The 12,895-nt window shown below is 69.5% G+C and carries 16 protein-coding genes; 7 read left to right on the top strand and 9 right to left on the bottom strand.

Annotated features, from left to right (window positions below):
- Positions 1–16 precede the first annotated feature (16 nt).
- Positions 17–1,066: a hypothetical protein gene (locus HNR14_RS08175; RefSeq protein WP_179700652.1), complete on the top strand. Its 1,050-nt coding sequence runs from the start codon at positions 17–19 to the stop codon at positions 1,064–1,066.
- On the opposite strand, the gene HNR14_RS08170 is transcribed toward HNR14_RS08175, so the two are convergent.
- Positions 1,053–1,451, bottom strand: a complete 399-nt coding sequence (locus HNR14_RS08170; RefSeq protein ID WP_179700651.1) for a MerR family DNA-binding transcriptional regulator — start codon at positions 1,449–1,451, stop codon at positions 1,053–1,055. The genes HNR14_RS08175 and HNR14_RS08170 overlap by 14 nt on opposite strands.
- A gap of 91 nt (positions 1,452–1,542) precedes the next feature.
- Between HNR14_RS08170 and HNR14_RS08165 the strand changes: the two genes are divergently transcribed.
- The gene (locus HNR14_RS08165; RefSeq protein ID WP_179700650.1) at positions 1,543–1,770 is read left to right on the top strand and encodes a hypothetical protein; all 228 of its coding nucleotides are present in this window, start codon (positions 1,543–1,545) and stop codon (positions 1,768–1,770) included.
- A 28-nt stretch (positions 1,771–1,798) separates the two neighbouring features.
- Here the strand turns inward: HNR14_RS08165 and HNR14_RS08160 are convergent, their stop codons facing one another.
- The 3 genes from HNR14_RS08160 to HNR14_RS08150 are packed head-to-tail and all read right to left on the bottom strand — an operon-like array spanning position 1,799 to position 3,872.
- Entirely contained in the window at positions 1,799–2,236 is a 438-nt protein-coding gene (locus HNR14_RS08160; RefSeq protein ID WP_179700649.1) for a transcriptional regulator, SarA/Rot family, read from the bottom strand.
- Between the two features lie 30 nt (positions 2,237–2,266).
- Positions 2,267–3,082 (bottom strand): shikimate 5-dehydrogenase, encoded by an 816-nt coding sequence (locus tag HNR14_RS08155; RefSeq protein ID WP_021763620.1) that lies wholly within the window; start codon positions 3,080–3,082, stop codon positions 2,267–2,269.
- 31 nt (positions 3,083–3,113) lie between these two features.
- A complete protein-coding gene (locus HNR14_RS08150; RefSeq protein ID WP_179700648.1) occupies positions 3,114–3,872 on the bottom strand; it encodes an SseB family protein in 759 nt (252 codons plus the stop codon).
- A gap of 110 nt (positions 3,873–3,982) precedes the next feature.
- Here HNR14_RS08150 and HNR14_RS08145 point away from each other — a divergent pair, with 110 nt between their 5' ends.
- The 5 genes from HNR14_RS08145 to HNR14_RS20640 all read left to right on the top strand — a co-directional run bounded on the left by HNR14_RS08145 (position 3,983) and on the right by HNR14_RS20640 (position 10,297).
- Positions 3,983–5,173, top strand: a complete 1,191-nt coding sequence (locus HNR14_RS08145; RefSeq protein ID WP_039922671.1) for an ROK family transcriptional regulator — start codon at positions 3,983–3,985, stop codon at positions 5,171–5,173.
- A 152-nt stretch (positions 5,174–5,325) separates the two neighbouring features.
- Positions 5,326–6,873 carry a multiple monosaccharide ABC transporter ATP-binding protein gene (gene mmsA / locus HNR14_RS08140; protein WP_021763616.1) on the top strand — a complete coding sequence of 516 codons (1,548 nt, stop codon included), beginning with the start codon at positions 5,326–5,328 and terminating at the stop codon, positions 6,871–6,873.
- Between the two features lie 2 nt (positions 6,874–6,875).
- A complete protein-coding gene (gene mmsB, locus HNR14_RS08135) occupies positions 6,876–8,219 on the top strand; it encodes a multiple monosaccharide ABC transporter permease (protein WP_021763615.1) in 1,344 nt (447 codons plus the stop codon).
- Between the two features lie 48 nt (positions 8,220–8,267).
- On the top strand, positions 8,268–9,362 hold the full coding sequence (locus HNR14_RS08130; protein ID WP_021763614.1) for a substrate-binding domain-containing protein: 1,095 nt from the start codon (positions 8,268–8,270) through the stop codon (positions 9,360–9,362).
- Positions 9,363–9,637: 275 nt separating this feature from the next.
- Positions 9,638–10,297, top strand: coding sequence for a GntR family transcriptional regulator (locus HNR14_RS20640; RefSeq protein WP_218874994.1), 660 nt, complete (start codon positions 9,638–9,640; stop codon positions 10,295–10,297).
- On the opposite strand, the gene HNR14_RS08120 is transcribed toward HNR14_RS20640, so the two are convergent.
- From HNR14_RS08120 to HNR14_RS08100, 5 genes are read right to left on the bottom strand one after another with little or no spacing between them, the layout of a single operon-like run.
- Positions 10,284–10,679 carry a hypothetical protein gene (locus HNR14_RS08120; RefSeq protein WP_179700647.1) on the bottom strand — a complete coding sequence of 132 codons (396 nt, stop codon included), beginning with the start codon at positions 10,677–10,679 and terminating at the stop codon, positions 10,284–10,286. The two genes, HNR14_RS20640 and HNR14_RS08120, sit on opposite strands and share 14 nt — an antisense overlap.
- Before the next feature lie 34 nt (positions 10,680–10,713).
- Positions 10,714–11,019: an AzlD domain-containing protein gene (locus tag HNR14_RS08115; protein ID WP_179700646.1), complete on the bottom strand. Its 306-nt coding sequence runs from the start codon at positions 11,017–11,019 to the stop codon at positions 10,714–10,716.
- Positions 11,016–11,756, bottom strand: a complete 741-nt coding sequence (locus HNR14_RS08110; protein WP_179700645.1) for an AzlC family ABC transporter permease — start codon at positions 11,754–11,756, stop codon at positions 11,016–11,018. Before HNR14_RS08110 ends, HNR14_RS08115 begins: the two co-directional genes overlap by 4 nt.
- Before the next feature lie 44 nt (positions 11,757–11,800).
- Entirely contained in the window at positions 11,801–12,262 is a 462-nt protein-coding gene (locus tag HNR14_RS08105; RefSeq protein WP_179700644.1) for a hypothetical protein, read from the bottom strand.
- Positions 12,263–12,296: 34 nt separating this feature from the next.
- Complete coding sequence (locus tag HNR14_RS08100) at positions 12,297–12,851, bottom strand: TetR/AcrR family transcriptional regulator (RefSeq protein ID WP_179700643.1); 555 nt, start codon at positions 12,849–12,851, stop codon at positions 12,297–12,299.
- Positions 12,852–12,895: the final 44 nt, after the last annotated feature.

Raw genomic sequence — 12,895 nt, 5'->3', positions numbered from 1 at the left:
GAGCGAGGGGGCGCCGATGACGTCACGCAGACCGCTGTGGATCGCGGTGATCGCGGTGGGCACCGCGCTGGTGCTGGGGCTGGGGGCGACGACGCTCGCGCTCTACTTCACCGCGCGCGACGCGGCGCGCCCGGAGGCGCTGGTTTCGCGTTACCTGACGCACGTGCAGCACGGCGAGATCGAGGCCGCGATGAAACTGGAGGGGCGCAAGCCCGATGCGACGCAGGTGCTCCTCACCGACGCCGCGTACGCGAAGGTCTCGCAGCAGCTCTCCTCGTTCCGCATCGAGCGGGTCCGTTCCGTGGGTGAGAACCAGCTGCGCGTCGACGTGCAGACCGTCGCGGGTGGGAAGACGGGGGCGGCGTCGTTCACGGTGGCGCACGGCGACGACGGGCCGGTCGGATGGCTCGGCGTGCACGCCTGGAAGCTGAAGCCGGTCTCGCTCTCGACCGTGACGGTCGCGGTGGGAACGCACGACGCCGTGGATGCGACGATCGGCGGTGCGACGCTGCACTGGGACGGGAAGGTACGGCGGCTGCTGGCCTTCCCCGGACGCTATTCGCTGACGGTCCCGGGAGGGAACGCCTGGTACTCGGTCACCGGCGCCGACGCGGCCGTGACCGGGTTCGGCCAGAGCGCGGATCTGCGCGCGAGCAGCACGCTGACGCCGGCGGGCGTCGAGGCGGCGACGGCGGCGACGAACGCCTGGGTGAACACCTGCCTCGCCGGGGGCGCGCAGCCGCAGGGGTGCTCGTTCGGCCTGGATTCGGGGCAGCCCGACGACGAGACGTGGACCAACGTCCGCTGGGAGCTCACGGCGCCTCCCGCCGTCGCGTTCGGCGCGTGGGACTTCGACTGCACCCAGGGCACCGTCCTCACGGCCGGCTGCTGGCCCGTGACGACCACGACGTCGGGGTCGGCCGACTTCCACGCCGACTACCGCGTCGCGGCCAACGGTGAGACCGGGGAGATCTACTCGACGACGCCGGGGGAGGTCGAGGTGCAGGGATCCATCCTCACCATCGGCCCCGCCGGCGCGACCTTCCAGTCGATCAGCTGGGGGTGACGTCGCAGCCGCAGCCGAGCTCCGGCGACGGGATGCTGTCGTCGCGGGCGGCCAGCCGCCGCGCGAGCTGATCGCGCCGGCGCTCCAGGTCGGCGATCGCTGCGTCGAGCTCGGCGATCCCCTCGCGGTAGGCGGCGACGGAGGCGGGGCACTCGTCGCTGCGGGCGTGCCCGGAGCCGAGGCAGTCGATGAACGGCGCGGCCTTGCCCGGCGGGATGCCGGTCAGGGCCAGCTCCCGGATCTCGAGCACCGCGCGGAGCTGCTCGTCGTCGTAGTCCCGGTATCCGTTCGGCAGGCGCTCGGGCGCGACCAGACCGAGCTGCTCGTAGTACCGGACCGCCTTCACCGTCACGCCCGCCCGGCCGGCGAGCTCGCTGATCTGCATGGGAGCCTCCGCCGACAGCGTAAACCTCTCCCCTGAGGTCAGGGTCAAGCGCGCTACACTATTAGTTAGTGCCCTAATGAATCGAGGAGACATGTCCGGTGGGTTTGCGCGGTGGTACGCGCGCTGGAACGAGAAGCTGATCCGCGTCGCCGGTCCCGCTCAGCTCGGCGCCGGACATCCCGAGGGCCCCGACCACCGCTCGCCCGCTGCGCCGTGCCCGATGTGCGGGCGGCCGATGACCGAGCACACGGTACTGCGCCCGGGCGGTCAGCGGGACGCGACCCGCTTGGTGTGCCCCGAGGTGCAGGGCGCCGCCTGACCGACCGCGGTCACGGCCGGCGCGGGTGTCACTGAGCCTGCGTCGCCGCCGCGATGATGCCGTGCAGGCTGCCCCGCAGGCTCTCCAGCTCGCTGATGGGCAGGCCGAGGCGCTCGACGATGCGGTGCGGGATCTTCTCCGCCTCCGCGCGCAGCTCGCGTCCCGCTGGCGTCAGCCGCACCTCCAGCGCGCGCTCGTCGGCGGTGCTGCGCTTGCGCTCGACATAGCCCGTCGTCTCCAGGCGCTTGAGCAGCGGGGAGAGCGTGGCCGGCTCCAGCTGCAGCGCCTCGCTGAGGTCCTTGACCGACCGCGGCTCGCGCTCCCAGAGGGCGAGCATCACGAGGTACTGGGGATGCGTCAGCGACAGCGGCTCGAGCACCGGGCGGTAGAGCGCGATCACGCTCCGGGCCGCCACGGCGAGGCCGTAGCAGACCTGGTTCTCCAGGGCGAGCAGGTCATCGGACACGGGGACAGTCTAGGCGGGGCCCGGGTCCGCTCACTCGGCGCGCGAGAACTCCGAGGCCCGGGCGACCTGGTCCGCGGTGAGTGTCACGCCGGTGTAGCGCTCGAACTGGCGCGCGGCCTGCAGGGCGATCACCTCGGCTCCCGTGATGAGGGTCTTGCCGGCCGCGCGTCCCGCCTGGACCAGCGGCGTCTCGGACGGGAACGCGACCACGTCGAAGACGGTCGTCGCACGCTCGATGTGCTCCTCGCCGAAGGCCAGAGCGGTCTCGTGGTCGCCGCGCATCCCGAGCGGCGTCACGTTCACGATCACGTCGTACTCGGCGCGCGGCTCGTCGGCGGTCCACGTGTAGTCGTAGCGTTCGGCGAGGGCCCGGCCCGCATCCGCGTTGCGCGCGAGCACCGTCAGGTCGTCGAAGCCGGCGCCACGGAATGCTGCAACGACGGCCTTGGCCATGCCGCCCGAGCCGCGCAGCAGCACGCGCTGCGCCGGGTCGACGGCGTGCTCGGCGAGCAGCTGCTCGACGGCCTCGTAGTCGGTGTTGGAGGCGGTCAGCAGGCCGTCCTCGTTGACGACCGTGTTGACCGACTCGATAGCGACGGCCGAGGGCTCGAGGTTGTCGACCAGCGGGATGATCGCCTCCTTGAACGGCATCGACACCGAGCAGCCGCGGAAGCCGAGCGCACGGATGCCGCGCACCGCTCCCTCCAGGTCGCTCGTCGTGAACGCCTTGTAGACGAAGTTCAGGCCGAGCTCGTCGTAGAGGTAGTTGTGGAACCGGGTGCCGATGTTGCTCGGACGCGCAGCCAGCGAGATGCAGACCTGCATGTCCTTGTTCAGGATGGGCATGGCTTCATTGTCGCAGGACGGGCCGGGCGACTCACCCCTCGGCGGCGGCCCCCAGCTCGTCCAGCCGCAGGACCGCGGACGGCCCCGCCGGGTCGAGCAGCAGGCCGGCATAGCCGTCCTCGCGGGCGACGCGGGCGACCGCCTCGACGGTCGTGCCGCGTGCGGTCAGCCCGGGGGACCAGGCGAAGACCTCGGCAGGAGAGGTGAAGACCGGATGCAGGAGGTCGCCGTCCTGACCGACGGCGGAGGGGATGGCGCCCTGGCCCTCGTCGAGGCCGACGTAGACGACCGGGGCGGCGGTGACGAGCGCGAGGAACGACGGCCACGGCAGGTCGCGGTCGACCAGGGCGTTCTTGAGAGCGGCGTTGCCGCCCGGCTCGTCGGTCACCTGGCCGCGCAGCTCGTCGGCGTAGGCGATGAGGAGGGCGTCGTCGCCCGGGTCGAGGGCGAGGCCGTCCGCGCGGTTCATCGCCTCCGCGAGCACCGACCAGCCGGGCTGCGCGAGGGAGCGGAACTCGGCGCCCCCGCGATAGGCCGCGAGTCGCTCGTTGCTCGTGAAGGCGACGAGGAGGTCCTTGCCCGCCGCGTCGGTCTGCTTGGCGAGCGCGAGCGTGTCTCCCGCCCGGAACCCGGCCGACGGGTCGGCGAAGACGGACGCGCTGATGTCGAGCAGCAGTTCGCCCGCGACGCACTGCCGCAGGACGCCGGAGAAGGTGCGGGCGTCCTTCAGATCGGCCCACGCCTCCAGAGCGGTCTGGACGGGGAGGTTGCGCACCAGGCGATCGTTCACGCGTCCCAGTATCCCCGAGACGGCCGTCTGGGAACTCTCTCAGCGCCGTGACAGCCGACCGTTACGTTCACAGCTTGACTCCAACCCGAGGATGATTCACGCTTGTCCCTATGACCGCCACTCCGGGCCTCGCGCCCCGTGGCGCTCGCAATCCCGGGTCGCAGGGCGCATTGAGGCACTTGAACCAGGAGCGGCTCGTCGAGTTCCTGCTGGCGAACGGTCCCTCCACCCAGGCTGAGCTGGCGCGCGGGACGGGGCTGTCGACCGCCACCGTCTCGAACATCGTCCGCGACATGGCCGTCAAAGGCGTCGTCGCCACGAGTCCCGTCACGTCGAGCGGCCGCCGGGCGCTGCTCGTGCAGCTCACCGACACCGGCGACATCGCCGTCGGGGTCGACTTCGGCCGCCGCCACGTGCGGATCGTGCTCTGCACGCTGGGCTACGCGGTGCTCGCCGAGCAGGAGCTCGCGCTCCCGCTCGGTTACGACGTCGCCGGTGCGGTCGTCGACGCCTCCGGTCTGCTCGACAGGATGCTGGCCGACGGCGGCCACGACCGCGAGTCCGTGCTCTCGGTGGGCATCGGCATCCCGGGCCCGATCGACCGACGGACCGGCACGGTGCTGCAGGGCGCCATCCTGCCGGAGTGGGTGGGCGTCAACCTGCGCGACCTGGAGAACGCCTTCCGCTTCCCGGTCGTGCTCGACAACGACGCCAACCTCGGCGCCCTGGGCGAAGTCACCTGGGGTGCGCATCGCGGCGCGCGCAACATCATCTTCGTGAAGATCGGATCGGGCATCGGCGCCGGGCTGATCATCAACGGCCAGACCTACTACGGCAACCTCGGCATCACCGGCGAGCTGGGGCACACGCCCGTCGTCGATCCGGGCGTGATCTGCCGGTGCGGCAACCGCGGATGCCTCGAGACGGTGGCATCGACCACCGTCATGATCGAGTCGCTCGGCCGGAGCGGGACGGAGCCGGTCACGACCGCCGACATCCTGCGCCGCGGCCTCGAACGCGACCCCGCGGCCCTCCGCGTCGTGGGCGACGCCGGCCAGGCCATCGGCCAGGCGATCGGCAGCATCGCGAACGTCATCAACCCCGAGCTGGTGCTGATCGGCGGCCCGCTCGTCGGGCTGGGAGAGGCGCTGCTCGAGCCGATCCGCCGCGGCATCCAGCACAACGCCATCCCGATCATCGCCGAGACCACCACGGTGAGCGTCTCGTCCCTCGGCGACCGGGCCGAGTCGCTCGGCGCCGCCGCTCTCGTGATCCAGGGCGCCCTCGCCGGAGCGGAGTAGTCGACCGCACCGCAGGCGCGTACCGTGGCGGTCACAGCAAACCGTTATCGTCTCGTTGTCTTCACTATTTGACGCCAAGTCCAGACATAGCGTTTACTACTTAGGCACATGACCGAACATGTGCGGCAGGAATCCGAAACCAAGGAGCGACGATGTCGTCGAACGCAGTCATCCTCGAGATGCGCGCGATCACCAAGGAGTTCCCCGGTGTCAAAGCGCTGGAGGATGTGTCCCTGACCGTCAAGGCCGATGAGATCCACGCGATCTGCGGCGAGAACGGTGCAGGCAAGTCCACCCTCATGAAGGTCCTCTCGGGCGTGTACCCGTACGGCACCTACTCCGGCGACATCGTCTACCAGGGCGAGGTCATGCGCTTCAAGGACATCAAGTCCAGCGAGCAGCAGGGCATCGTGATCATCCACCAGGAGCTCGCCCTCATCCCCGAGCTCTCGATCACCGAGAACATCTTCCTCGGCAACGAGCCGCGCCGCTGGGGCGTCATCGACTGGAACGAGGCCAAGAAGCGCGCGGTCGAGCTGCTCGCCCGCGTCGGCCTCACCGACGACCCCGAGACCCAGATCAAGAACATCGGCGTCGGCAAGCAGCAGCTGGTCGAGATCGCCAAGGCGCTCAACAAGTCGGTGAAGCTGCTCATCCTCGACGAGCCGACCGCCGCGCTGAACGAGGCCGAGTCGGCCCACCTGCTCGACCTCATCCTGGGGCTGAAGAGCAAGGGCATCAGCTCGATCATCATCAGCCACAAGCTCAACGAGATCGAGCGCGTCGCCGACGAGATCACGATCATCCGCGACGGCCACAGCATCGAGACGCTCAACGTCAAGGCCGACGGCGTCGACGAGGACCGCATCATCCGCGGGATGGTCGGCCGCACGCTCGAGAGCCGCTTCCCCGAGCGCACTCCGAACATCGGCGAGACCTTCTTCGAGGTGCGCGACTGGGTCGTCCAGCACCCGCAGGTCGCGGACCGCCTCGTCGTCAAGAACTCCAGCTTCACCGTCCGCCGCGGCGAGATCGTCGGCTTCGCCGGCCTGATGGGCGCCGGCCGCACCGAGCTCGCGATGAGCGTCTTCGGCCGCTCCTACGGCAACTTCATCTCCGGCGAGATCTACAAGGACGGCCGGCAGATCCAGGTCCGCAACGTCTCCGAGGCGATCGACAACGGCATGGCCTACGTGAGCGAGGACCGCAAGGTGCTCGGCCTCAACCTCCTCGACGACATCAAGGAGTCGATCGTCGCGGCCAAGCTCAGCAAGATCGCCAAGCGCGGCGTCGTCGACGACCTGCAGGAGTACGCGGTCGCCGAGCAGTACCGCAAGAGCCTGCGCATCAAGACGCCGGACGTCGACCGCGGCGTCAGCACGCTCTCCGGCGGCAACCAGCAGAAGGTCGTCCTGGCCCGGTGGATGTTCACCGACCCCGACCTCCTCATCCTCGACGAGCCCACCCGCGGCATCGACGTCGGGGCCAAGTACGAGATCTACGGGATCATCCAGGAGCTCGCCGCTCAGGGGAAGGGCGTCGTCGTCATCTCCTCCGAACTGCCCGAGCTCCTCGGCATCTCCGACCGCATCTACACGATCTTCGAGGGTCAGATCACCAACGAACTCCCGATCGCGGAGGCGACCCCCGAGACGCTCCTGAAGAGCATGACATCCGCCAAGAAGAGGGTGACCGCATAATCATGACCACACAGATTCCCGAGAAGAAGAAGTCCGGAGGGATCCGCGACCTCGGCAAGATGTTCGGCAACGGCCAGTCCACCGGGCGTCAGTTCGGCATCCTGGGCGCGCTCGTCGTCATCGTCGTGTTCTTCGAGATCATGACCGGCGGCAAGACGCTCGACCCGGTGAACCTCATCAACCTGGTCAACCAGAACACCTACGTGCTGATCCTCGCGATCGGCATGGTGATGGTCATCATCGCCGGCCACATCGACCTGTCGGTCGGCTCGGTCGCGGCGGTGGTCGGCATCGTGGTGGCGCAGGCGATGACGCAGTGGAACATGCCCTGGCCGCTCGCGGTCGTCCTCGGTCTCGTGCTCGGCGCCGTGATCGGCGCGTGGCAGGGCTGGTGGGTCGCCTACGTGGGCGTCCCCGCGTTCATCGTGACGCTGGCCGGCATGCTCATCTTCCGCGGCCTCAACCAGTTCATCGGAAACGCCAACACGATCCCCGTGCCGGACGGCTTCACCTACATCGGCGGCGGCTTCCTCCCCGAGTGGGGCCCGGACACCGGCTTCAACAACTCGACTCTGCTGCTCGGCCTCATCATCGTGATCGCGATCGTGCTGATCGAGGTCCGCACCCGCCGCAACCAGACGAAGATGGGCTCCGAGAAGGCGCCGCTCTGGGTCAGCGTGTTCAAGGTGATCGTGCTCGGCGCCGTCGTGATCTACTTCACCTTCGTCTTCGCGGGCGGCCGCGTCGGGACCTCGTTCCCCGTCGCCGGTGTCATCCTCGGCGTGCTGATCATCCTGTACTCGTTCGTGACCCGCAGCACGATCTTCGGCCGCCACATCTACGCGGTCGGCGGCAACTGGCACGCGGCCGAGCTCTCCGGCGTCAAGATCAAGCGGATCAACTTCTTCGTCATGATGAACATGTCCGTGCTCGCCGCGCTGGCCGGCATGATCTCGGTCGCCCGGTCGGTCTCCTCCGGCCCGCAGGACGGCCTCGGCTGGGAGCTCGACGCGATCGCCGCCGTCTTCATCGGTGGCGCTGCGGTCTCGGGCGGCATCGGAACGGTCGCCGGCTCCATCGTCGGTGGTCTGGTCATCGCCGTCCTCAACAACGGCCTCCAGCTGCTCGGCGTCACCACGGACAAGGTCCAGATCATCAAGGGCCTCGTCCTCCTCATCGCGGTCGGCATCGACGTCTACTCCAAGCGTCGCGGCGGCCCCTCCTTGATCGGCCGGATGTTCGGCGGCGGCAAGAAGCAGGAGGCCGACGCCCTGGGCGCCGACCAGCCCGCCGTCGCCCCCTCGGACGACTCCGCCGAGGCCTCGTCCCGTTCACTGACGAACTGACTTCCACCTCACACCTGCACCATCCAACACACAGAAAGTAGAAACGCCATGCGCAAATTCGCACTCGCGACAGTGGCTGTCGCAGCTGCCGCCGCGCTCGCCCTGACGGGTTGCTCGAGCCGTGACAGCTCGTCCGGCTCGTCGTCGGCTGCCGGCTTCGACAAGGGCGCCACCATCGGCGTCGCCCTCCCGACCAAGACGTCGGAGAACTGGGTGCTCGCCGGTGACCTCTTCACCAACGACCTCAAGGACGCCGGCTTCAAGGGCGACGTGCAGTACGCCGGTGCCTCGGGCGCCGTCGCCGACCAGCAGTCGCAGATCCAGTCGATGATCACCAACGGCGCGAAGGTCGTCATCATCGGCGCCGTCGACGGTGGCCAGCTGGCCGCCCAGGCCAAGGCCGCGCACGACGCCGGCGCCGTGGTCATCGCCTACGACCGCCTGATCCTCAACACGAACGACGTCGACTACTACGTCGCGTACGACAACGAGAAGGTCGGCGAGCTGCAGGGCCAGGCCCTCCTCGACGGGATGAAGAAGCGCTTCCCGGACAAGAAGACGTACAACATCGAGCTCTTCTCCGGCTCGCCGGACGACGCGAACTCGAAGGTCTTCTTCGACGGCGCGATGAAGATCCTCCAGCCGAAGATCGACGACGGCACCCTGAAGGTCGTCTCGGGCCAGACCGACATCAAGCAGACCGCCACCCAGGGCTGGCTGCCGGCGAACGCGCAGACCCGCATGGACAACCTCCTCGCGGCCAACTACGCGTCGACCGAGCTCGACGGCGTCCTGTCGCCGAACGACACCCTCGCTCGCGCGATCATCACCTCGGTGCAGGGTGCGGGCAAGCCCGTCCCCGTCGTGACCGGACAGGACTCGGAGGCCGAGTCGGTCAAGTCGATCATGGCCGGCGTGCAGTACTCGACCATCAACAAGGACACCCGCAACCTCGTGAAGCAGGCCGTCGCGATGGTCTCCTCGCTGCAGAAGGGTGAGAAGCCGAAGACGAACGACGACAAGTCGTACAACAACGGCAAGAAGGTCGTCCCGGCCTACCTGCTCACCCCGGTCGTCGTGACCAAGGAGAACGCGGCGGAGGCGTACGCCAACGACCCGACCCTGGAGCCGCTGACCAAGTAACACCGGTCTCGCCCGCCGAGAGGCGGGAAGGCGAGAAGGGCCGGAGCGACGATGTCGCTCCGGCCCTTTCGGTATCCCCCTGGATGTGTCCCCCTGGCCGAAAACCTGTGACAACCCTATGAGCCCGTGGCGGGAGTGGGCATCGGGGCTTCCACTGATTTCCGGGCCCGTGGTGGCCCGTACCGAAAAGTTTGTTTTGACGGGAGAGCCCTGAGTGAACTAAACATATATCAGGGTACCCGCATCCCATCCGCCTCACCCGGCGAAAGTACGACATGACCCTCGACAGCGTCACCGACCACTATCCCGCTCCGAACCGCTCCGCCGATCGGAGGCTGCTGCGCAACGACGTGTTCGAGCTGCTGCTGGAACGCATCATGGACGGCTCCCTGGAACCCGGCTCCCGCCTGAAGGACGCCGAACTCACGGCCTGGATGCGCGTGTCCCGCACGCCGGTCCGCGAGGCGCTCGGCAAGCTCGGCAGCATCGGCCTCGTCCAGACCTCGCCCAACCGGTACACGATCGTGGCGCCCCTCGAAGGAGCGGAGGCCGCCGATGCGATCCAGGTGCTCCGGCAGCTCTACCCGGACGCCATCCGTGCGGGCATGCCCGGCCTGGACGCCGACGCCGAGCTCGAAGTGGGGCTGCTCGCCGGGCGGCTCGACCGCGATCCCGACCAGAACCCGGTCGACGTGTTCGTCCGCATCGTGCAGGTCGTGCTCGACGCGCTGCCCAACGGCGTGCTCGTCGAGGCGGTGGACACGGTCCACCTCCGCGTGCTGCGCTACCTCCGCCTCGCACCGTGCGCCGCGGACGTGCTGTCGCGGGAGCGGGTGCTCGCGTTCGCCGCTGCGCTGTGCGCGCACGACGACCGGGCGGGCACGATCATCGAGAGCGTGCTCGACGATGCGGAGCGGGCGGTCACCGCGCAGTGACGGGCGCGCGCCGCGCCGTCGCCGCCTCGGTGCGGCGCATCGCCGCCCGGTAGAAGCGCACCAACTCCGCCGCGCGCGGGCGTTGCGCGGCCATGGTGGCGGCATCGACCCGCCGCGAGGCCATGTGGTGCCGCCACGACTCGGAGGCGCACCGGTAGTCCCACGCCACTTTCGCGGCCGCCTCGAGGGTGCGGCACCAGCCGATCAGCTCCCGTTCCGCCGACGCGGCGGCCCAGGTGACGACGCGGAACCAGACCTCCGGGCGTCCAGGGTCGCCGAACGCGAAGCGGCGCACCACCGCGTACGCCATCCCCGCCGCGCCCTGCCGCAGCACCCACTCGGTGGGGTGGGCGTTCGCCACGGGATGCCAGGATGCGGTCACGGCGAAACTGTACGAAACGCCCCCGACACCGGCCTCAGGTGAAGAGGCGGATGAGGGCCGCGACGACGGCGGCGGCCGGCACGACCACGATGAACGGCACCCGCAGGGCGTAGAGGCCGGCGGCGATCGCAACGGCGGGCAGGCGAGCGTCGAGCTGCAGCGATTGACCGGCGCCGAAGGTCTGCACCGCGATGAGCGCCGCGAGGAGCGCCGCGGTCAGCAGGTCGCTCACGCGCGTGACGGTCGGGTGGTCGAGCGCCTTGGGCGGGACCAGCCACCCCACCGCCTTGAGGGCGAGCACGGCGATGGACGCGAGCAGGATGATGTTCCAGGTGGTCACGGCTCGACCTCCCGTTCCATCGGGATGGCTTCGGGATGCGGCGGATCATCGCGCCTCCCGAACAGGTTGAGCACGCCGACGATGATCGCCACCGCCGCGGCAGCGAGCACGGGGAGGCCCGGCAGGATGAACGGGGTCAACAGGGTGGCGACGAAGCCGGCGGCGACCGCGACCGCCTGCGTCTGACGTGCCTTGAGCCGCGGCCAGAGGAGGCCGAGGAAGGCCGCTGCGGCAGCGGCATCCAACCCGTAGGCCCGCACGTCGCCGATGAGGTTGCCGAGCAGGGCGCCGGCGAGGGTGGTCAGGTTCCAGCCGATGTAGACGACCAGGCCGGTGACCCAGAAGCCCACGCGCTGGGCCCGGGGATCGGTCTGCGCCGTCGCGACCGCCGTCGACTCGTCGATCGTGAGCTGCACGGCCGCGGTGCGGCGCCAGAGACCGCGGTCGATGATCCGGGAGAGCCGGAGGGCGTAGAAGGAGTTGCGCACGCCCAGCAGGGCCGCGCTCGCGATGGCGGTCGCGCCGGCAGCGGTGCCGCCCGAGGCGAGGACGCCGATCAACGCGAACTGCGACCCGCCGCTGAACATCAGCAGGCTCAGCACGCAGGCCTGCCAGACGTCGAGACCGGACGCCGTGGCGAGGGCCCCGAACGAGATCCCGTACGCCGCCGTCGCGAGCCCCACGGCCCAGCCGGAGCGCGCCGCGGCCCGGACCTCTGGGGAGCGGTCGACGGCCATCCTGCGAGACTAGCGCGCCGACGGATCGGGCGACGGTCGGATGTCTAGCGCCCGGGTCGGCCCCCGACGGCGAGCTCTCGGTCGCCGACGACGACCGTCAACTCACCGGTGAGCGATTCCGCTCCCGGTACCCGCACCTCGTGCGTGACCAGGGCCAGATCGGCCGTGCACACTCCGAACGGGCTTTCACGACGGTCGACCGTGATCTCCACGCGGTCACGTCGGAGCTCGCGCAGCCCCGTCGGCTCGGGCGGGCAGCTCGAACTGCCCCACAGTGAGATCGCCAGCAGACCGGGTTCCGTCGCCCACTGCACTCGAGGACCGAGATCCGGGTCGGGCAGGTCGATCGCGCCCGATTCCGGAGCGACGGTGGCCAGCGGAGCGGCGTCCTCCGGTAGCCCGGGGTAGGACCTCTCGGCGATGGAGGCGGAGGCGCATCTCGTGACCGCGAGCAGGGCTGCAGTCGCCGCGAAAGCCGCGATGCCGCCTCTGCCCCAGGGGATCATGACCGCACTCTACCGATATCGTGCGCGCGGAGGACTACCGGAAGAGGCGGGCGACGAGTCCGTCGGCGGTGCTGTCGTCGAGGGTCCAGGGCAGGAAGATCGTCCGGTAGACGATCGGCGCGACGACGACGTCGACGATGTCGTCGACGGTGATCGTGGCGTCGGGGTGGCGCGCCAGCAGCATCCCCGCCTCCGCGCGGCGGTTGCGGAGGCAGTCGGACTGGCGTTCGCCCGCGCTGGAGGCCCCGCCGCGGAGCAGGGCGGCGTTGACCGGCTTGCGGTAGTGGGCAGCGATCTCGCGCGCCCAGCCGGCCAGGTCGTCGTGGAGGCTGTCCGTCTGCGCGATCGGCCGCTCGGGGTCGAGCTGGTAGGTCACGATGTCGTTGATGAGCGTCGGGAGGTCGCCCCAGCGGCGGTAGATGCTGGTCGGGTTGACGCCGGCGCGCTCGGCGATCATCGGCACGGTGACGCGCTCCCGGCCCTTCTCCTTCACGAGCTGCTCGACGGCGGTGCGCACGTTGTGGATGACGGCGGCGCTGCGACCGCCCGTGCGCTTGGAGGTGGCCTCGTCGATCGTGGAATCGGACATGGGAATAGCTTAAAGCAAATCCTGTTGCTTTAACTCGAACAAGG

This window comes from Leifsonia naganoensis, from assembly GCF_013410615.1.
GTDB lineage: Bacteria > Actinomycetota > Actinomycetes > Actinomycetales > Microbacteriaceae > Leifsonia > Leifsonia aquatica.
The sequence above is the reverse complement of the archived record's forward strand: the minus strand, read 5'-3'. Positions and strand labels throughout refer to the sequence as shown.